Origin of the sequence: Dickeya sp. Secpp 1600, assembly GCF_003049805.1 — a bacterium.
In the GTDB taxonomy this organism is placed as follows: Bacteria; Pseudomonadota; Gammaproteobacteria; order Enterobacterales; family Enterobacteriaceae; genus Dickeya; species Dickeya fangzhongdai.
Genome location: NZ_CP023484.1, coordinates 3,089,571 through 3,109,380 on the forward strand (window position 1 = coordinate 3,089,571; position 19,810 = coordinate 3,109,380).

Genomic DNA, 19,810 nt, shown 5'->3' on the forward strand with positions numbered 1-19,810 from the left:
GAGAATATTAGCGGTATAACCGGCTTTCGAGTCGGATACCGCGTTCAGTTAGTCGTGGGGGGCGTTCAACGCCGAATGAGGTTAGCACTCGTTGTACGGGTTAACGCCAGCCGGTGGCGCAGACTGACGCAAGTCGCCGCAATCCATGTACTGAGGAATCAAATTATTACGGCAATTTTTTGATAGCAGGCGATAGTACCTGAATAACTCCGGATCACCCGCGTATACCATTGCCAGACCAGCCGGCAGCGCCCCAGGCACCTGGCTCATTTCGCACCGACAGGCAGATATTCTTCGTGCATTTGCGCAACAAGTTTGTGTAAAAACAATAAATCGCACATTTTTTTGCGCAAGAGCACGAAAATACGCGTTATCCTTCCGTTCAATGGCTTGTATCTCTTTGCCTGATAACTATAATACGGAACGTCGTTTCATTGAATGGTTTCAGCGAATCCACGTGCCACTGACAAAAACACAACTAACAACACAATCCTCAGGGATATTGCCGCCTCGCCCACTCTTGATTATGGGCAATATCCGGCCACGTGCAGCTTCCTCTCCCTCGCCTGTCACCATCTATACTTATCATTCTCTCGCAGTCGCAAACGTATTATCCCCGGAGGTTCAGCTTCGGTTAACCGCCGGTCACCCTGTTTTTTTATCCATCACAACTTGTAGAAACTACCGTTATGAAAAAGACTAAAATCGTTTGTACCATCGGCCCGAAAACCGAATCAGAGGAAGTACTGGGCAAACTGCTGAACGCAGGCATGAATGTAATGCGCCTGAATTTCTCCCACGGTGACTACGCCGAGCATGGTCAACGTATCAAGAACCTGCGCGCCATCACGGAAAAAACCGGCCAGAAAGCAGCGATCCTGCTGGATACCAAAGGCCCGGAAATCCGGACCATCAAGCTGGAAAACGGCGCGGACGCCTCCCTGACCGCCGGTCAGACTTTCACCTTCACGACCGACCAGAGCGTCATCGGCAATAAGGAACGCGTGGCGGTAACCTATGCCGGTTTTGCCAACGACCTGAGCGTCGGCAACACCGTACTGGTCGACGACGGCCTGATCGGTATGGAAGTCATCGAGATCAAGGGCGGCGAAGTTATCTGTAAAGTGCTGAACAACGGCGATCTGGGTGAAAACAAGGGCGTTAACCTGCCGGGCGTTTCCATCCAATTGCCTGCGCTGGCGGAAAAAGACAAACGCGACCTGATTTTCGGCTGCGAGCAAGGCGTTGATTTCGTAGCGGCGTCCTTTATCCGTAAACGTTCCGACGTGGAAGAGATCCGCGCCCACCTGAAACAGCATGGCGGCGAGCACATCCAGATCATCTCCAAGATTGAAAACCAGGAAGGTCTGAACAACTTCGACGACATTCTGGAAGCCTCTGACGGCATCATGGTAGCCCGCGGCGACCTGGGCGTTGAGATCCCGGTCGAAGAAGTGATCTTCGCTCAGAAGATGATGATCGAAAAATGCAACCAGGCTCGCAAAGTGGTGATCACCGCGACCCAGATGCTGGACTCGATGATCAAGAACCCGCGTCCGACCCGCGCTGAAGCCGGTGACGTCGCCAACGCCATCATCGACGGCACCGACGCAGTGATGCTGTCCGGCGAGAGCGCCAAAGGCAAATACCCGCTGGAAGCGGTCACCATCATGGCAACCATCTGCGAACGCACCGATAAAGTGATGAAATCGCGTCTGGATAAACTGCAAAACACCAGCAAACTGCGCATTACCGAAGCGGTATGCCGCGGTGCGGTGGAAACTGCAGAGAAACTGGAAGCGCCGCTGATCGTCGTCGCCACCCACGGCGGCAAATCCGCCAAATCCATTCGTAAGTACTTCCCGAATGCCCGCATTCTGGCGCTGACCACCAACGAAATCACCGCGCGTCAGCTGCTGCTGAGCAAAGGCGTGGAAACGCTGCTGGTGAAAGAGATCGCGTCTACCGATGATTTCTACCGCATCGGCAAGGAAGCGGCGCTGAAGAGCGGCTTCGCTCAGGAAGGCGACGTAGTGGTGATGGTTTCCGGCGCGCTGGTGTCGAGCGGCACCACCAATACCTCTTCGGTACACCGCCTGTAATTCGATAATGAGAATATTTCAAAGCGCCCTGCGGGGCGCTTTTTATTTTGTCGCCATGTTTATCGCTGATAAATAGCGCGATCGGTTATACAAAAAAGGTATATCCGCGGCCGTGAAGGTCGGAGTAATCTGATAAGATAGCGCTGTTTTCCTTACTTTTTTAACCTGTCTGTAAAACTCGATGATTCTTTGAGCGAACGATCAAAATTAAGCATGTTCCCATCAAAAATTTATTCTCATCAGAAAACGGTTTGTGTAATACTTGTAACGCTACATGGAGATTAACTCAATTTAGAGGGTATTAATAATGAATCGTACTAAACTGGTACTGGGCGCGGTAATCCTGGGTTCCACTCTGCTGGCTGGTTGCTCCAGCAATGCTAAACTGGATCAGCTGTCTTCTGACGTTTCTTCTCTGAACGAAAAAGTATCTGCTCTGACCAGCAAAGTTGACGCTCTGGCTACCGACGTGCAGGCTGCTAAAGACGACGCAGCTCGTGCTAACCAGCGCCTGGACAACCAGGTTCGTACTTACAAGAAGTAAGAACTGGTTGAATGAAAAATGGCGCACATTGTGCGCCATTTTTTTTGCCCTTCCCTTTGCTCTCACCACACCGTCTTCCTGAGCGTGCCGCTCGCCTTATTGCACATCGCGTTACCGGGCATCGCCTTACCAAACACAAGTCTGGCGTGTCAGAACGCCCGTTTATGACGTCCTGACACAGGTGGTGGGTAAGGTGGTAGTAGTTAAAGTGAGTAGTTAAGGCAATAATAGTCAGTGCGACGGGGATGTCACCACCGCCGATATCGGCGCCCCTTGCTGTTGCAGCAGCGGCTGATGAGGAACGCTCTGCCCGGCATTGACCAGCACCGGCATACCGGAACGGCGCACAATCGCGTCCTGAGCCGCTTCGGCATCGGTATCGTCATTGTGGATAAAGGCTTTTACCTTCTGGCTCAGCGCAATCGGCATGGTCTGCGGGTCATCCTTATCGGTGCGCGACAGCGGCTGATGCACTTCCACATAGCGTTTCCCGTCAGGTTCCACCGCAATCTTGATCGGTTCATTGATGATCTGTACCCGGGTGCCTACCGGCACGTCATTAAACAGCGCTTCAATATCTTCCGGACGCAGACGGATACAACCGGAACTCACCCGCATACCGATGCCGAAATCGGCATTCGTGCCATGAATCGAGTACACGCCGCCGCTTTTCTCCAGCCGTAACGCAAACAGTCCCATCGGGTTGTCCGGCCCGCCGGGCACAACCGCCGGCAGCGTAATCCCCTGCTCTTTATAGTGACGACGAATGTTGGCGGTAGGGATCCAGGTCGGATTCGGACGCCGCTCGATAACGCGGGTCACCATCACCGGCGTATTGCGGCCAAGCTGACCGATGCCGATCGGATAGACGACCACCGTATTTTTCCCTTTCGGGAAATAGTACAGCCGCAGTTCCGCCAGATTGACCACCACCCCTTCCCGCGGCGTATCCGGCAGCAGCATCTGCAACGGAACCGTCAGGCTGGAGCCGGGCTTGGGCAGGTAGGGGTCGGTGCCGGGGTTGGCTTCCAGCATACCGAGCAGGCCGATTTTGAATTTGGAAGCGATGGTTTCCAGCGGATGCCCGTCATTGGGCACGGTATAGGTGATATTTTCCCCGATCAGACGACTATCAGGGGGTGGCAGAGGATATTCCGTCGCACTGGCAGGCTGCATGCCCGCCAGACAGGAGGTAAACAATAATCCCATCAGGGTAAGCGCACGTTTCATTATCGGTTTCCTGTTTTACTGCTGAAGATCGGGTGAGCGCCAGAGCGCGACACGAGGTCACGCCCTAAAAAGGCGCGGGTGAATTGCCGTTGGCAGACACCTTCTTTCTTATTGCTTATCAATAGGTTGAATCTCTTTTGATCATTGGAAGTTCCCAAGGATAAAAGCAGGTTAGCAGGAAATCCACCGGATGGATTCTGAAATGTGACGTATCAGGGCGCGGGAGCCGCGCCCTGCGGGCGTTATACCCGCGCAGCCGCCCGCGTCCGCACGGCGCGCAGCATGGCTTCCAGCCCTTGCGATCGTGATGGCGTCAGGTGCTGGGTCAGCGCCAGCGACGCGAAAAAGGGGCGCACATCCAGCTCGACAATCTCCCGGGCGGTCAGCCCCTGATACAGGCTGAACACGATGGCAATCAATCCCTTGACGATAGCGGCATCGCTGTCGCCGTGCAGCACCACGTTGCCTTGTGCGTCACAGGCCAGATCGATCCACACCTGGCTCTGGCAGCCGGACACCCGGTTGCCGTCCTGACGCTGTGCGTCGCTGAGCGGCGCCAGACCGGCGCCCAGTTCAATGATATACAGGTACTTCTCTTCCCAGTTGCTGCAACGGGAAAAATTCCGCAGCAGTTTCTGCGGTTCCGGCAGTTGCGCCCTAGCAATTTGCGCCATAACAATACTCCAGAAGCAATGCTCCAGAAACAATGACTTTCTGCCGTCAGCTCACTCACCCAACAGACGATGTATACGGTGCAGACCCGCCACTAATCGGTCAATCTCATCCTGACAGGAATAGAGCGCCAGCGAGGCGCGGCACATACTGGGTACGCCATAACGGCTCATCAGCGGCATGGCGCAATGGTGGCCGGTGCGAATAGCGATGCCGTACTGGTCGAGAAAGCTGCCGACGTCAAACGCATGGTGACGCCCCAGATTGAAGGCGATCACACCCTGCCGATGCGCCGGACCGTACAGATGAAGCGTCGGCACCTCGGCCAGCGACGCCAGCGCATAGCGCATCAGTTGGTCCTCATGCGCCTGAATCGCCTCAACACCCAGCACGGAGACATAATCCAGCGCCGCTCCCAAACCGATAATCCCGGCGACATGCGGCGAGCCCGCCTCAAAGCGCCACGGCGGATCGGCATAGGTGGTGCCCTGCGTCAGGCTGACCTCGCGGATCATGGCGCCGCCGCCTTCCCACGGCGGCATCGCCTGCAACAGCTCGCTTTTGCCGTACAGCACGCCAATGCCTGACGGCGCGTACAGTTTATGGCCGGAAAACGCGTAGAAATCGCAATCCAGCGCCTGTACGTCGATTGACTGGTGCATCACCGCCTGCGCGCCATCCACCAGCACTTTCGCCCCACAGGCATGCGCCTGACGGATAATCTCCGCCAGCGGGTTAACCGTGCCCAGCACGTTGGAAACCTGCGTCACCGCCACCAGCCGGGTGCGTTCATCCAGCAATGCCGGCAGTTGCGCCATGTCCAGTTGGCCGTCATCGGTGATCGGCAAAATACGCAGCGTCAGCCCGCGCGCCTGCGCCAGCATCTGCCAGGGCACGATGTTGGCGTGGTGCTCCATTTCGCTGATCACCACGTTGTCGCCGGGCTGAAACACGACGCGACCATAACTATTGGCCACCAGATTGATCGCTTCGGTGGTGCCGCGCACAAACACGATGTTTTCCGCCGAAGCGGCATGAATAAAGGTGGCGATCTTCGCCCTCACCTCCTCCATCGCGCTGGTGGCGCGGGCGCTCAGGGTATGAATGCCGCGGTGCACCGCTGCGTATTCGCGCAGGTAAAAATCCCGTTCACGGTCGATAACCGCCAGCGGTTTCTGCGCGCTGGCGGCGCTGTCCAGATAGGCCAGCGGCTGCCCGTTGACCGATTGCTGCAAAATCGGGAAATCCGCCCGCACCCGATCGATAGGGTAATGATCGATGGAATAATTCACGCTGTTTCTCCTCCCAGTGCCTGCAGGCGCCGGGCCACTCGCTCCAGCACCGCGTCACGCAGCGCGTCATAGCGGATCGCCTCCGTCAGTTCGGCGGCAAACGCGAAGATAATCATCTGCTGCGCCGCCTGTTCGCCGATACCGCGTGAACGCAGATAAAACAGCTGTTCTTCGTCGATGCGCCCGACCGTCGCGCCGTGGCTGCATTTCACGTCATCGGCATAGATTTCCAACTGAGGTTTGGTGTCCACCTCCGCCAGTCGCCCCAGCAACAGGTTGTTGTTGGTCATCTTGCCGTCGGTCTTCAGGGCGCCGGGCGCCACCTTGATCAAGCCGTTGAACACGCCGCGCGCCCGATCGCGCACAATCGCCTTGTGCAACTGGCGGCTTTCGCCAAACCCCTGATTGTGTTCCAGCCAGGTACGGGTATCGCACACCTCGTTGCCGGTCGGCACCATCAGGCTGTTCATCGACAACGTCACGCCTTCGCCGTTTATCTGCGCGCTGGTGTGATGACGGGTCAGCCCGGCCCCCAGCAGAAAACTATGGCTATGAAGCTGAGCGTCTCGTGCCAGACGTAAGTCATTGTGAGCGAAGTGATAGCTGTCGGCGGCTTCGAACCCCAGCTTGTAGTGCTCGGTACGGCTGTTTTCACCCGCATCGATGGTCAGGCGCGCGCCGCTAAAGTGAGATGCCCCTTCCAGACTGGCGTAATGCTCGATCAGCGTGGCGTTGGCCCCTGCGCCGATACGCACATGATGGCGATAATGCAGCGTATTGAGCGACGCCGGCCGCCCACTGCTGATATGCAGCAGATAGAGCGGCTTCTCCGCCGTCACGCCGTTGTCGACCTGAATCAGCGTCTGTTCCGCCGCCAGGCTCTCCGTCAGGTGCAAAAACACCTCCGGCTGAATTGGCGGCAAACCGGGCTGCCGCCGGGCTGACGGAATCACCTCCACCTGATATGGCCCGGTATCGGCGTCGCTCAGCGCACGGCTGAAGCAACCGTCGACAAACACCAATCGCCAGCCGTCGACCGGCAGCGCCAGCGCGTCGCGCTGCGCCGGCGTGACCTCGCTTTCGGTCGCTACCGTGGTGAATTCATGCTCAAGCAGCCGCTCCAGCGGGGTGTACTTCCAGTGCTCCAGCTTGCGGTGGGGAATCCCCAGTTGCATCACCTGTTGCCAGTGCTGCTGCGCCTCATCGGCGCGCGGCGCTGCGGTATCAAACAGGCGTTGCCACTGCTGCAGCGCCTGTTGCGCTTTACTGTTGGTCGGTAAGCCAGCCATAGCCCTGCTCCTCCAACTGTTTCACCAGCGAGAAATCCCCGGATTTCACAATTCGCCCCTGATAGAGCACATGTACGTAATCCGGCCGGATATAGTCCAGAATACGCTGGTAATGGGTGACGATGATAAAGGCGCGCTTGCCGTCGCGCAGCGCGTTGACGCCGCCGGAGACGATTTTCAGCGCATCAATGTCCAGCCCGGAGTCGGTTTCATCCAGGATGCACAGCTCGGGTTCCAGCACCGCCATTTGCAGAATGTCGTTGCGCTTTTTCTCGCCGCCGGAAAAACCGACGTTGACCGAACGCGTCAGCAGGTCGTCCGGCATGTTCAGCAGCCGGATTTTATCGTCGATGAAATCCTCGAAATCGAACCGATCCAGCGTCGGTTGCTGGCGATAGGCGCGCACGGCGTTCAGCGCGGTTTGCAGGAAAAAGCGATTGCTGACGCCGGGGATTTCCACCGGGTACTGAAACGCCATGAAGATCCCTTCGCCGGCCCGTTCCTCCGGCGACAGTTCCAGCAGATCTTTGCCCTTGAAACGCAGCGACCCGCCGGTTACCTCATAGTCCTCGCGCCCGGCCAGCGTGGCGGACAGAGTACTTTTGCCCGAACCGTTCGGCCCCATGATGGCGTGGACCTCGCCCGGGTTAACCTGCAGGTTCAACCCGTTGATGATCGGTTTGTCTTCGACGCTGACGTTCAAGTTTTCAATCGTTAACATACTCTTACCCTTCCGGCGTCTTACCCGACGCTCATGATTATCGACACCGCTGCGCGGTGCATGGCGTGCCGTGGTGTTGGCGCATCATCAACCCACACTGTGTTCGAGGCTGATGGACAACAATTTCTGGGCTTCCACCGCGAACTCCAGCGGCAGCTCCGAGAACACGTCTTTGCAGAAACCGTTGACTATCATCGAGATAGCGTCGTCTTCGCTGATACCGCGTTGCAGGCAATAGAACAGTTGATCCTCGCCGATGCGCGAAGTGGTGGCTTCGTGTTCCAGTTGTGCGCTGTTGTTCCTCACCTCCACGTAGGGAAAGGTGTGCGCGCCGCAGTCGCTGCCGATCAGCATCGAATCGCACTGGGTGAAATTGCGTGCATTGGTGGCGCTGGGCATGATCTTCACCAGCCCGCGATAGGTGTTCTCGCTGCGTCCGGCGGAAATCCCCTTGGCGATGATGGTCGAGCGGGTGTTCTTGCCGATATGGATCATCTTGGTGCCGGTATCCGCCTGCTGGTGACCGCTGGTCAGCGCCACCGAGAAGAATTCGCCCACCGAGTAGTCGCCGCGCAGGATCACGCTCGGGTATTTCCAGGTGATCGCCGACCCGGTTTCCGATTGCGTCCACGACATACGCGAATGGTCGCCGGCGCACAGCGCGCGTTTGGTCACGAAGTTGAGAATGCCGCCTTCGCTGCCCTGGCCGGAGAACCAGTTCTGCACCGTGGAATATTTCACTTCGGCATTCTTGTTGACGATCACCTCCACCACCGCCGCATGCAGTTGGTAACTGTCGCGCACCGGCGCCGAACAGCCCTCGATATAGCTGACATAACTGTCGTCGTCGGCAATCAGAATGGTGCGCTCGAACTGACCGGTTTTGGCGGCGTTGATGCGGAAATAGGTCGACAGCTCCATCGGGCAGCGCACCCCTTTCGGGATGTAGACAAAGGTGCCGTCCGACGCCACCGCGGCATTCAGCGCGGCGAAGAAATTGTCGTTGGCGGGCACCACCGTGCCCAGATACTGGCGCACCAGTTGCGGATGTTCCTGAATCGCTTCGCTGAACGAACAGAAAATGATGCCCTGCTTCGCCAGTTCATCCCGATAGGTGGTGGCGACGGATACCGAATCGAAAATGGCGTCGACCGCCACGTCTTTGCCTTCCCGTACCGGTACGCCCAGCTTGTCGAAAGCGTCCTCCACTTCGCGGGTCAGGTAATTGCTGTGGGCGACATCGCCGGCCGGCTGTTGCTGTGCGCCCGGCTGGGAACCGCAGCTGTCGTCGCACTGCCCGCAGGAGGGCGCGGAGTAATAGCTGTAGTCCTGATAGTTCAACCGCTCGTAATGCGCTTTCAGCCAGTGCGGTTCCTCCATCTGCAACCAGGCCCGGTAGGCGCTGAGCCGGAACTCCAGCATCCACTCCGGTTCATTACGTCTGGCGGAAATCGCCCGCACCACGTCTTCATTGATGCCGTGGGCCAGTTGGTCCATCGCCAGCTCGGTGAAAAAGCCCTCTTTATAACGGCCGTCATCGAGCCAGGTCTGGACATCGTCGGATACGTCTACATTACTACGCGCCATAATCGTGTCGCCGCTTAAAGCCCAAAACTTTCGCCACACCCACAGGCATGTCGGGCTTTGGGATTGTTGAATTTGAATACCTGATTGATGCCTTCCTGAACAAAATCCACTTCCGTGCCGTCGAGAAACGGCATCGCCTTGAGCGGAATGAACAATCGCGCGCTTTCGCGCTGATAGAGCAGATCGGTGGGATCAGGCTGATGCACCAGTTCCAGTACATAACCGAAACCCGCACAACCCGACTGCTTAACCGTCAGCCGGATACCCTGCACCGACTCATCCCGCCGCATCAGGTTACTGATATGGGCCACGGCGCTATCGGTCAGCGTCAATCCCTGCCATGCCTGTTCGTCCAGTGAAAAAGTTTCTACATCGTGCGTTTGCATCGGAATCACCTCGTTTACTGTTATTGCCCCCCGCACGGCGGGCTGTGATACCGACCGCATGACATCCGTTTCCTTCGGCTTGATCGATTCGGATATCGATACTGTCAGAACTCACACAATGTTAATGATAATTATTACTACATCAACCGGGTGATTGTGGGGGCTTTTCCGGATGATTGTGGGGCTTTTCCCGGTTACAGGGTTCAGTACGCGCCATCCGCAAGCGATGTTTCGGCACTCACCGCCCCTAAAACCAATAACTGACTATTGATATAGCAAAAATTGATAATTTATACCTATGGTTTTACCTGTTAGTGCTATCAACATTCTCTTATCATCAGTATAACACCTCTGAATCAGTCTATTTTTTGAACGCCCCTGCCATGCCAAAAATTCTCCGCCGCAAGCACATGATGATAAATTCAGCACGTTTCATGCAGAAAATGCGATCGCGATCGCCTCTTGCCGGTGAATGCACACCGGAGCGTTGCATGATGAGGCGCTTAAAAATATGATAATGATTCTTATTTAAGATATGAGGTGCCGGACATGTTCCCGTTCAGAGCCTGGTTGCAGACGCAGATTGATGACTACCGGCAGCAATTGCGGAATGCCACGATGGAATTTTATCTGGCGGAGTTATCGCTGGAGCGGGATAACGGCGAGATTGGCGAATTGCGGCACTACTACCTGACCGGTGTTCACATGGCGGAGCTGAGCCAGCAGCAGGGCGACGAAAACAGTTACCTGTTCAGCCTGATCAAGATCCACCAACGCCTGATTCATGAAATCAACAATGCCGAGCGCGACCACCTGTTCCGGGTACAGAGTTACTACTTTGCACGCCAGACGTTGCAGCGCATCTGCACGCAATTCAGCCTAATGGGCAACTGGGACAAAGCCACCGCGTTCCAAACCGATTTTATGCAGCGGGTGGCGTTTATCCCCTGAAATTTTATACCCTGAAGAGAGAGGCTGCCGGGCCGGGTGCCCGACAGCAGCGTAACGATTGGCGGGAGGTCAAGTGTCCGGCGTGATCACCGCCGTAGTCAACCGCGAGGTGCAACACAACCGATCCCGGCTGTCAAAAATATCAATCTGCCAGACCTGCATCCGTTTGCCGGTGTGCAGCGCGCGGCAAACGCCGCGCACCTCGCCTTCCGTTACCGCGCGCAGATGGTTGGCGTTGATTTCCACCCCCACCACCCGCTGCTCGCCTTCCGAACACAGATAACCGGCGATCGACCCCAGCGATTCCGCCAGCGCCACCGATGCACCGCCATGCAACAGCCCGAAAGGCTGACGCGTGCGATGATCCACCGGCATCACGCCTTCCAGCGTATCGTCGGTCAGGCGCGTCATGCGGATGCCGATATGACCGGCCATGCCGCCCACCGCCATCTGATTCAACTGCTCAATATCTACGGTACGTTTCCACAGCATCACACCAGCTCCAGCAACGCCTGCAACGGATGTTTCAACCCACGCCCTTCCATACGCTTAACCTGACTGCGGCAGGAGTAGCCGGTGGTCAGACAGCGCGCCTGCGGCAACCGTTGCAGGGACGGCTGCCAGGAGAGAGCATAGATCCCCTGAGAGTGCGCCAGATTACGGCTCTCATGACCATAGGTGCCCGCCATGCCGCAACAACCGACGCTGACGTTTTCCAGCCGGGCGCCGAAATGGGCAAAAATGGCCGACCACTGTTGCCCGCTGGCCGGCAGCGCCGTAGTTTCGGTGCAGTGACCGAACAGATACCACGGTTCGTCGCGCAGCGCCGGCGCGCGATCGTCGCGGCGGGTCAGTAGCGCCGTTAACCACTCATGCACCAGTTGCACCTGAAAATCGCCGCGCCGATCGCCCAGCACTTCCCGGTACTCATCCCGGTAGCATAGCACCAGCGCCGGATCCACCCCCACCATCGGCAGGCCAAGACGGGCCACCCGGTTGAGGAATTCCGCGGTTTTACCGGCGGTTTTGGCAAAGCGCTGCAGAAATCCTTTGATATGCTGCGGCTTGCCGTTCGGCGAAAACGGCAGCAGCACCGGTCGCACCCCCAGCTTTTCCACCAGCCGGACAAAATCCGCCACCACCTGCGCGTCGTAATAGCTGGTAAACGGATCCTGTACGATCAGCACATGATCGGCACGCGCCTGCGGCGACATCTGCTCCAGCTGTTCCAGCGTGGTGGTCATCACCCGATGGCCGACAAATTGCTGGCGCAGCGACGGCGTCGACAGCAACGGCAAATCCACCATGCCGATGAACTTGCGGCTGACCGCATTCACCCACGGCTGGCGCAGGAAAAAGTTGAAGGTTTTCGGGCTGTGCGCCATCAGCGGAGCATAACTTTCCACGCCGGCCACCAGATAATCCCGCGCCGGCCGCAGATAGCGGGTGTGGTACAACTGCAGGAAACGCGCGCGAAAACCGGGAACGTCAATCTTGATCGGGCACTGGGTGGAGCAAGCTTTGCACGCCAGACAGCCGGACATCGCCTCTTTGACCTCGTGCGAGAAGTCATACACGCCCTGACGCGCGGCCAGCGTGTTGCGGGTTTTGGCGATCAGTCCGCGGAAACTGACGCGCTGATGCGGCAGCGCGTTTTCCAGCGCCAGCGGATCCACCCCCTGCTCCGACAGCAGTCGCAGCCACTCGCGCACCAGCGTGGCGCGACCTTTGGGCGAATGAATACGGTTGCCGGTGATTTTCATCGACGGGCACATCGGGCTGCGGGTATCGAAGTTAAAGCACAGGCCGTTGCCGTTGCACTCCATCGCGCCGCGGTACGCGGTGCGCACCGTCAGCGGAATCTGCCGATCGTAGGTGCCGCGTTTCACCGCATCCACCTGCATCATCGGCGCGTCCACTCCCAGCGGCGCACAGATCTTGCCGGGGTTGAGGCGGTTGTCCGGGTCGAACGCCGCCTTGACCCGGCGCAATTCTTCATACAGCTCCGGACCGAAGAATGCCGGGCTGTATTCGGCGCGGAAGCCTTTGCCGTGTTCGCCCCACAGCAAACCGCCATATTTGGCGGTCAGCGCCACGATTTGATCGGACAGCTGCTTCATCAGCACTTCCTGCTGCGGGTCGCACATATCCAGCGCCGGACGCACATGCAGCACACCGGCGTCCACGTGACCAAACATGCCGTAACTCAAATGGTGACTGTCCAGCAACGTGCGGAACTCGGCGATGTAATCCGCCAGATGCTGAGGCGGCACGCAGGTGTCTTCGGCAAACGGAATCGGTTTCGCCAGCCCTTTGCTGTTGCCCAGCAGGCCGACCGCTTTCTTGCGCATGCCGTAAATGCGTTCGATGCCCGCCAGATCGCGGCAAATCTGATAACCGATCACCCCCGCCTCGCGGGCAGCCAGCAGCCCATCCAGACGTTCGCACAACGACGCCACCTGACTGTCGATAAGCGGCTCGTCGTCGCCGGCGAACTCGACAATGTTCAGCCCCAGCATCTCCTCGCCGGGCACATCGGTAATCAGTTCGCTGACCGAGTGCCACACGATGTCTTCGCGCGCCAGATTCAGCACCTTCGAGTCCACCGTTTCCACCGACAGCGCCCGCGCCTCCACCATAAACGGCGCGTTGCGCAGCGCGGAATCAAACGAGTCATATTTGACGTTGACCAGCCGCCGCACCTTGGGCAACGGCGTGATATCCAGCTTCGCTTCGGTAATGAACGCCAGCGTCCCCTCGGCGCCGGTCAGGATGCGAGTCAGGTCAAACGTTTGCATGTCATCGCTGAAAACATGACGCAGGTCGTAACCGGTCAGGAAGCGGTTCAGTTTGGGGAACTTTTCTATAATCAGCTCGCGGCGTTCACGGCAGCGATGCAATACGGTGTGATAAATGCGACCGATCGGCGAATCGTCCTGCGCCAGCTGTTCCGCCAGCGCCACCGGCATCGCCTGGGTATCCAGCAGTTCGCCGCCTGGCAGCACCGCGCGCAGCCCCAGTACATGATCCGAGGTTTTGCCATACACCAGCGAGCCCTGCCCCGAGGCGTCGGTATTGATCATGCCGCCGAGCGTGGCGCGGTTGCTGGTAGACAGCTCCGGCGCGAAAAAGTAGCCGAACGGCTTGAGGTACTGGTTCAGTTGATCCTTGATAACCCCGGCTTCCACCCGTACCCAGCCCTGCTCCGGGTTGATTTCCAGAATACGGTTCATGTAGCGGGACATATCCACCACAATCCCGTGATTGAGCGCCTGTCCGTTGGTGCCGGTGCCGCCGCCGCGCGGCGTGAAGACCAGCTCGCGAAAGCGCTCCTCATCAGCCAGACGGGCCAGCAGCGCCACGTCGGCGGTAGAGCGGGGAAAAACCACCGCGTCCGGCAGCAGTTGATAAATACTGTTATCCGTCGCCATCGTCAGGCGGTCGGCGTACTGAGTGGCGATATCGCCGGTAAAACCGTTTTGCTTCAAGGCTTCCAAAAAGCTCAGCACCGGTTGAACGATTCCCGGCGCTTGTGTGATCTGTGGGATCATTATGTGTTGACCCTGTCCGTGCGAGAGGTGTTTGCCAATAAACTAAATGCCGGCAGGCGACGCGTCGGCCATCCGCGGCCCCTTCGTTTTATCACATTTCCCCCGGCTGTGCGTTAATGGATCAATAAAAACTTAGGGTTGCGGCGGCTGGCGCGCCTGCGGCATAACGCTGACGATTCGCCCTCCCGGTCAGGAATCACTGTGCAAACCGGCGGAAATCACGCATGATAAATTCTGGCTCAAATCCTTTGCATTATCAGCCATCAGGGACGACAGCCAGCCCCGTTTTCATCATTTTGCATTAGGCCTGTCGCCTGAATTAACGAGGTAACCTCTCTTGATGAAACAATCTCAGTCACAGCGATTCGACCTCGCGCGAATCCTGTTCAGCTTGTTGTTTATTGGTATTTTGATTATTGCCTGTTTCTGGGTGGTGCAACCGTTTATCCTCGGCTTTGCCTGGGCCAGCATGGTGGTCATCGCCACCTGGCCGCTGCTAATCCGTCTGCAACAAATACTTTGGGGATCCCGCTCGCTGGCGGTGCTGGTCATGACCGTGCTGCTGGTGCTGCTGTTCGTGTTCCCGACCTCGATTCTGGTCAGTAGCGTGATTGACAACGCGTCGAATCTGATTAGCTGGATCGGCGCGCAGGGGCGGATCACCCCGCCGGAGCTGGACTGGCTGCAGTCCATCCCGCTGGTGGGCGCCAAGCTGCACAGCAGTTGGTATTCACTGGCGCACAGCGGCGGCCCGGCGCTGATGGCCAAAATTCAGCCCTATATCGGCCAGACCGCTTCCTGGGTGGTATCACAGGCGGCGCATATCGGCCGTTTCCTGATGCACTGCGCCCTGATGGTGCTGTTCAGCGTACTGCTGTACAGCAAGGGGGACCAGGTCGCGCTGGGTGTACGTCGTTTCGCCATTCGCCTCGGGCGTCAGGGCGGCGACTCGGCGGTGATTCTGGCGGCGCAAGCCATCCGGGCGGTCGCCCTCGGGGTGGTGGTGACGGCGATTGTGCAGTCGGTGCTGGGCGGCATTGGTCTGGCGCTGGCCGGGATTCCCTACACCACGTTGCTGACGGTACTGATGTTTCTGTCCTGCGTGGCGCAAATCGGCCCGCTGACGGTGCTGATTCCCGCCATTATCTGGCTTTACTGGAGCGGCGATACCACCTGGGGCACCATCCTGCTGATCTGGAGCTGCGTGGTTGGCACGCTGGACAACATCATCCGCCCGTTGCTGATTCGTATGGGCGCTGATTTGCCGATGTTGCTGATCCTGTCCGGCGTGATCGGCGGCCTGCTGGCATTCGGTATGATCGGGCTGTTTATTGGTCCGGTCGTGCTGGCGGTATCTTATCGCCTGCTGTCGGCCTGGATGAAAGAGTCGCCGGAACCGCCGCCGATCCGCGCAATTTCTCACCACCACAAGAAACCCTGATTTTCACATCCATTTCCCGGTGCATCACGCATCGGGATTACTCCTAATATGTAAGATAATTTTATATTTTTAGGAAACCTCTCAGCCGATTTTCATCATTTATGGCAGTTAATCTGCTATTAGATCAGTTTTCCTGACAAAAATTCTTGCATGACAAATCTATTATTCAAAAATAATTAACCATTAGGATGATTCCTAATGACTCCGATCGCCCCAAAACCTAGTATTCATACCCGGAGCTATTGTTAACGTAATGTTTGTCAGTGAGGTTTCTCCTCGTCAGAGCTAGTAACGAATTGCTGTGTGTAGTCTTTGCCCATCCCCTGAGGTGGGCTTTTTTTTATCTGTTGCTTTCCCTCTTTCTCGTCCTGTGGCGCCTGCTCCGTTTTTGCCTCCCGTCTTCTTCACTCGCCTTATCTCACATCACCAAACGCGGGCATAAAAAAACCGCCCGGCGCAGTGCGGCGAGCGGTGGGTATGACTTCAATAACGTCGAATAGACGGATAACGGCTTAGCGTTTCTCTGCCAGACTCAGCCAGGTCTGCACCACGGTGTCCGGGTTCAGCGACAGACTGTCGATGCCTTCATCCATCAGCCAGGCGGCAAAATCCTCATGGTCGGACGGCCCCTGACCACAGATCCCGACGTACTTGCCCTGTTTTTTCGCGGCGCGGATCGCCATCGCCAGCAGCGCTTTCACCGCGTCGTTGCGCTCGTCGAACAGTTCAGACACCACGCCGGAGTCGCGGTCCAGCCCCAACGCCAGTTGGGTCATGTCATTCGAACCGATGGAGAAACCGTCGAAATGCTGCAGGAATTCCTCCGCCAGCAGCGCGTTGGACGGAATTTCGCACATCATGATGATTTTCAGACCGTTCTCGCCACGTTTCAGCCCCTGACTGGCCAGCTCGGCCACCACGGCCTGCGCCTGCGCCACGGTGCGCACAAACGGGATCATCACTTCCACGTTGCTCAACCCCATGTCGTTGCGCACCCGTTTCACCGCCTCGCACTCCAGCGCAAAGCAGGCGCGGAAGTCCGGCGACACGTAACGACCGGCGCCGCGGAAGCCCAGCATCGGGTTTTCTTCTTCCGGCTCGTAGCGCGCGCCGCCCAGCAGGTTGGCGTACTCGTTGGACTTGAAGTCGGACAGACGCACGATCACCCGCTTCGGCCAGAATGCCGCCGCCAGCGTCGCGATGCCTTCCTTCAGCCGTTCGATGTAGAACTCGACCGGGTCGTCGTATCCCTGCATCAGGATACGGATTTCGCGCTGCAATTCCGGCGTCTGCTGTTCAAACTCCAGCAAGGCGCGCGGATGCACCCCGATCATGCGGTTGATGATGAACTCCAGCCGCGCCAGCCCCACCCCTTCGTTGGGCAGGCAGGCGAAATCGAACGCCCGATCCGGGTTGCCGACGTTCATCATAATTTTCAGCGGCAACGACGGCATGGCATCCACCTGCGAGCTTTTTACGGTGAAATCCAGCAGGTCCTGATAGACATAGCCGGTGTCGCCCTCGGCGCAGGATACCGTCACTTTCTGGCCGCTTTGCAGCCGCTCGGTGGCGTCGCCGCAGCCCACCACCGCCGGAATACCCAGTTCACGAGCGATGATCGCCGCATGGCAGGTCCGCCCGCCGCGGTTGGTGACGATCGCCGCCGCTTTTTTCATGATCGGTTCCCAGTCCGGGTCGGTCATGTCGGTCACCAGCACGTCGCCGGCATTCACCCGATGCATTTCGCTAATGTCATGGACGATCTTCACTTCGCCCGCGCCGATGCGATGGCCGATGGCGCGCCCTTCCACCAGCACCTTGCCGCCGGCCGGCAAATGATAACGCTCCATCACCTGGCCGTTGGAACGTACGGTCTCCGGACGCGCCTGCACGATATACAGTTTGCCGGTGTGGCCGTCTTTGGCCCATTCGATGTCCATCGGGCGGCCGTAGTGTTTTTCAATCAGCAACGCCTGATGCGCCAGCGCCTGCACTTCATCATCGCTCAGACAGAAACGAGTGCGCTGCGCCTCTTCCACATCCTCCACCCGCACCTGCTTGCCGTGCTCCTGCGTGGCGGCGTACACCATGCGGATTTTTTTCGATCCCATATTGCGGCGCACAATCGACGGTTTGCCACTGAGCAACGTCGGTTTGTGCACATAAAACTCATCCGGGTTGACCGCGCCCTGCACCACCATCTCGCCCAGCCCCCAGGCGGCGGTAATAAACACCACCTGATCGAAGCCCGACTCGGTATCCAGCGTAAACATCACGCCGGAAGACGCCAGATCGGAGCGCACCATGCGCTGCACCCCGGCGGACAACGCCACGCCGCGGTGGTCATAGCCCTGATGCACGCGATAGGAAATGGCGCGATCGTTGAACAGCGAAGCAAACACATGCTTCACCGCCACCATCACGGCATCAATGCCCTGTACGTTAAGGAAGGTTTCCTGCTGGCCGGCGAAGGAGGCGTCCGGCATATCTTCCGCCGTGGCGGAAGAACGCACCGCGAACGACGCGTCCGGCTCGCCGTCCGCCAGTTGCCGGTACGCGTCGCGGATTGCCTGCTCCAGCTCCGGCTGGAACGGCGTGTCGATGACCCACTGGCGGATCTGCGCGCCGGCTTTGGCTAACTGGCTGACATCGTCGGCATCGGTACGGTCCAGCAGTTCATAGATCCGCTGGTTGATGCCGCTTTGGTTGAGAAAGTCATTAAACGCCTGGGCGGTTGTCGCAAAACCATTCGGAACCGACACCCCAAGTTCCGACAGATTGGTGATCATTTCCCCCAGAGAGGCATTTTTGCCTCCCACCCGCTCAACGTCGTGCATACCAAGCTGGTTATACCACAGGACATTACGCATATCAGGGCCGTTGTTAGACATCGAAAATAATCCTTTTTGCATACAGTTACGGTGTAAAGAATTAGGGTGTGAAATATTTCGCCATGAATGAGTTTCGGCTTTATGAGCGTAGCACAGGGTTTCAAAAAGGACGGAAAGGTGAATCGATCAACCTGGTGAAAAAAAGAGGAATTCAGGGTTTTGGATTGCTAAAAGTCAGAAAAATCCCAATATTGTAGAATAATACCATCGTAATCATGAAGATAATGAAATGGCGTTTTAATAAAAAAGTCATGAAACACCTGATTTCCGGCACAAAAGTCTTATGATAGCCAGCGAAGGCATTGGAGGAGTCTGTATGGAAAGAAGCGTATTTTATGTGTCCGACGGCACCGCCATCACGGCGGAAGTGCTCGGTCACGCGGTGATGTCCCAGTTTCCGGTTAGCACCGTCAGTTATACCCTGCCGTTCGTCGATAACGAAGCCCGGGCGGCGGCCGTCCGCGAGCAGATTGACACCCTGTACCGTCAGCATGGCGTGCGCCCGCTGGTGTTCTATTCGATTGTCACGCCGGCTATCCGCGATATCATCGTCGGCAGCGAAGGATTCTGCCAGGACATCGTGCAGGCGCTGGTGGCGCCGTTGCAGCAGGAACTGAACGTTTCGCCGATGCCGGTGGCCAACCGCACCCACGGGCTGACCGCCAACAACCTGATCAAATACGACGCGCGTATCGCCGCGATCGATTACACGCTGGCCCACGACGACGGCATCTCGCTGCGCAACCTCGATCAGGCGCAGGTGATCCTGCTGGGGGTTTCTCGCTGCGGCAAAACCCCGACCAGCCTTTATCTGGCGATGCAGTTCGGCATCCGGGCCGCCAACTATCCTTTCACCGCCGACGATATGGACAACCTGCTGCTGCCGGAAGCGCTCAAGCCTTATCAGCAAAAGCTGTTCGGCCTCACCATCGACGCCGAACGGCTGGCGGCCATTCGTGAAGAGCGGCGCGGCAACAGCCGGTATGCTTCGCTGCGGCAATGCCGTATGGAACTGAGCGAGGTGGAATCGCTGTTCCGCCGTCATCAAATCCGTTACATCAACACCACTAATTATTCGGTGGAAGAGATTTCCGCCCGCATTATCGACCTGATGGGCATAAATCGACGTATGTATTAGCTGTTTTTCACTCAT

Annotated in this window: 15 protein-coding genes and 1 other RNA gene; 6 read left to right on the top strand and 10 right to left on the bottom strand. The window is 57.6% G+C overall.

The window, feature by feature from the left end; translation table 11 throughout:
* Window positions 1–689 precede the first annotated feature (689 nt).
* Together pykF and CPA59_RS13655 are read left to right on the top strand one after the other, a co-directional pair.
* Complete coding sequence (pykF, locus tag CPA59_RS13650) at window positions 690–2,102, top strand: pyruvate kinase PykF (RefSeq protein ID WP_038668161.1); 1,413 nt, start codon at window positions 690–692, stop codon at window positions 2,100–2,102.
* Window positions 2,103–2,409: 307 nt separating this feature from the next.
* A complete protein-coding gene (locus tag CPA59_RS13655) occupies window positions 2,410–2,646 on the top strand; it encodes a major outer membrane lipoprotein (protein WP_012769424.1) in 237 nt (78 codons plus the stop codon).
* A 231-nt stretch (window positions 2,647–2,877) separates the two neighbouring features.
* Here the strand turns inward: CPA59_RS13655 and CPA59_RS13660 are convergent, their stop codons facing one another.
* The 7 genes from CPA59_RS13660 to sufA all read right to left on the bottom strand — a co-directional run bounded on the left by CPA59_RS13660 (window position 2,878) and on the right by sufA (window position 9,823).
* Window positions 2,878–3,876 (bottom strand): L,D-transpeptidase family protein, encoded by a 999-nt coding sequence (locus CPA59_RS13660; RefSeq protein WP_038919450.1) that lies wholly within the window; start codon window positions 3,874–3,876, stop codon window positions 2,878–2,880.
* 242 nt (window positions 3,877–4,118) lie between these two features.
* A complete protein-coding gene (gene sufE, locus CPA59_RS13665; protein WP_049855106.1) occupies window positions 4,119–4,550 on the bottom strand; it encodes a cysteine desulfuration protein SufE in 432 nt (143 codons plus the stop codon).
* A 51-nt stretch (window positions 4,551–4,601) separates the two neighbouring features.
* Window positions 4,602–5,840, bottom strand: a complete 1,239-nt coding sequence (gene sufS / locus CPA59_RS13670) for a cysteine desulfurase SufS (RefSeq protein WP_107759712.1) — start codon at window positions 5,838–5,840, stop codon at window positions 4,602–4,604.
* Window positions 5,837–7,129 carry a Fe-S cluster assembly protein SufD gene (gene sufD / locus CPA59_RS13675; RefSeq protein ID WP_107759714.1) on the bottom strand — a complete coding sequence of 431 codons (1,293 nt, stop codon included), beginning with the start codon at window positions 7,127–7,129 and terminating at the stop codon, window positions 5,837–5,839. Before sufD ends, sufS begins: the two co-directional genes overlap by 4 nt.
* Window positions 7,104–7,850, bottom strand: coding sequence for a Fe-S cluster assembly ATPase SufC (gene sufC / locus CPA59_RS13680; RefSeq protein ID WP_022633952.1), 747 nt, complete (start codon window positions 7,848–7,850; stop codon window positions 7,104–7,106). The genes sufD and sufC overlap by 26 nt, the downstream gene beginning before the upstream one ends.
* Window positions 7,851–7,937: 87 nt before the next feature.
* Window positions 7,938–9,437 (bottom strand): Fe-S cluster assembly protein SufB, encoded by a 1,500-nt coding sequence (gene sufB, locus CPA59_RS13685; RefSeq protein WP_038919453.1) that lies wholly within the window; start codon window positions 9,435–9,437, stop codon window positions 7,938–7,940.
* Window positions 9,438–9,451: 14 nt separating this feature from the next.
* Window positions 9,452–9,823 carry a Fe-S cluster assembly scaffold SufA gene (sufA, locus tag CPA59_RS13690; RefSeq protein ID WP_038919454.1) on the bottom strand — a complete coding sequence of 124 codons (372 nt, stop codon included), beginning with the start codon at window positions 9,821–9,823 and terminating at the stop codon, window positions 9,452–9,454.
* Between the two features lie 549 nt (window positions 9,824–10,372).
* Here sufA and CPA59_RS13695 point away from each other — a divergent pair.
* Entirely contained in the window at window positions 10,373–10,774 is a 402-nt protein-coding gene (locus CPA59_RS13695; RefSeq protein WP_107759716.1) for a hypothetical protein, read from the top strand.
* Between the two features lie 69 nt (window positions 10,775–10,843).
* On the opposite strand, the gene CPA59_RS13700 is transcribed toward CPA59_RS13695, so the two are convergent.
* Both CPA59_RS13700 and CPA59_RS13705 read right to left on the bottom strand, forming a co-directional pair.
* Window positions 10,844–11,266 carry a hotdog fold thioesterase gene (locus CPA59_RS13700; protein ID WP_107759718.1) on the bottom strand — a complete coding sequence of 141 codons (423 nt, stop codon included), beginning with the start codon at window positions 11,264–11,266 and terminating at the stop codon, window positions 10,844–10,846.
* Window positions 11,266–14,325, bottom strand: coding sequence for an FAD-binding and (Fe-S)-binding domain-containing protein (locus CPA59_RS13705; protein WP_107759720.1), 3,060 nt, complete (start codon window positions 14,323–14,325; stop codon window positions 11,266–11,268). Before CPA59_RS13705 ends, CPA59_RS13700 begins: the two co-directional genes overlap by 1 nt.
* A 337-nt stretch (window positions 14,326–14,662) precedes the next feature.
* Here CPA59_RS13705 and ydiK point away from each other — a divergent pair, with 337 nt between their 5' ends.
* Together ydiK and rprA are read left to right on the top strand one after the other, a co-directional pair.
* Entirely contained in the window at window positions 14,663–15,766 is a 1,104-nt protein-coding gene (gene ydiK / locus CPA59_RS13710) for an AI-2E family transporter YdiK (protein ID WP_038668139.1), read from the top strand.
* 233 nt (window positions 15,767–15,999) lie between these two features.
* Window positions 16,000–16,110: antisense sRNA RprA (gene rprA / locus CPA59_RS13715), an RNA gene on the top strand.
* A gap of 168 nt (window positions 16,111–16,278) precedes the next feature.
* On the opposite strand, the gene ppsA is transcribed toward rprA, so the two are convergent.
* Complete coding sequence (ppsA, locus tag CPA59_RS13720; protein ID WP_038919459.1) at window positions 16,279–18,657, bottom strand: phosphoenolpyruvate synthase; 2,379 nt, start codon at window positions 18,655–18,657, stop codon at window positions 16,279–16,281.
* Between the two features lie 316 nt (window positions 18,658–18,973).
* Between ppsA and CPA59_RS13725 the strand changes: the two genes are divergently transcribed.
* Window positions 18,974–19,795 (top strand): pyruvate, water dikinase regulatory protein, encoded by an 822-nt coding sequence (locus CPA59_RS13725; RefSeq protein ID WP_038668134.1) that lies wholly within the window; start codon window positions 18,974–18,976, stop codon window positions 19,793–19,795.
* Window positions 19,796–19,810: the final 15 nt, after the last annotated feature.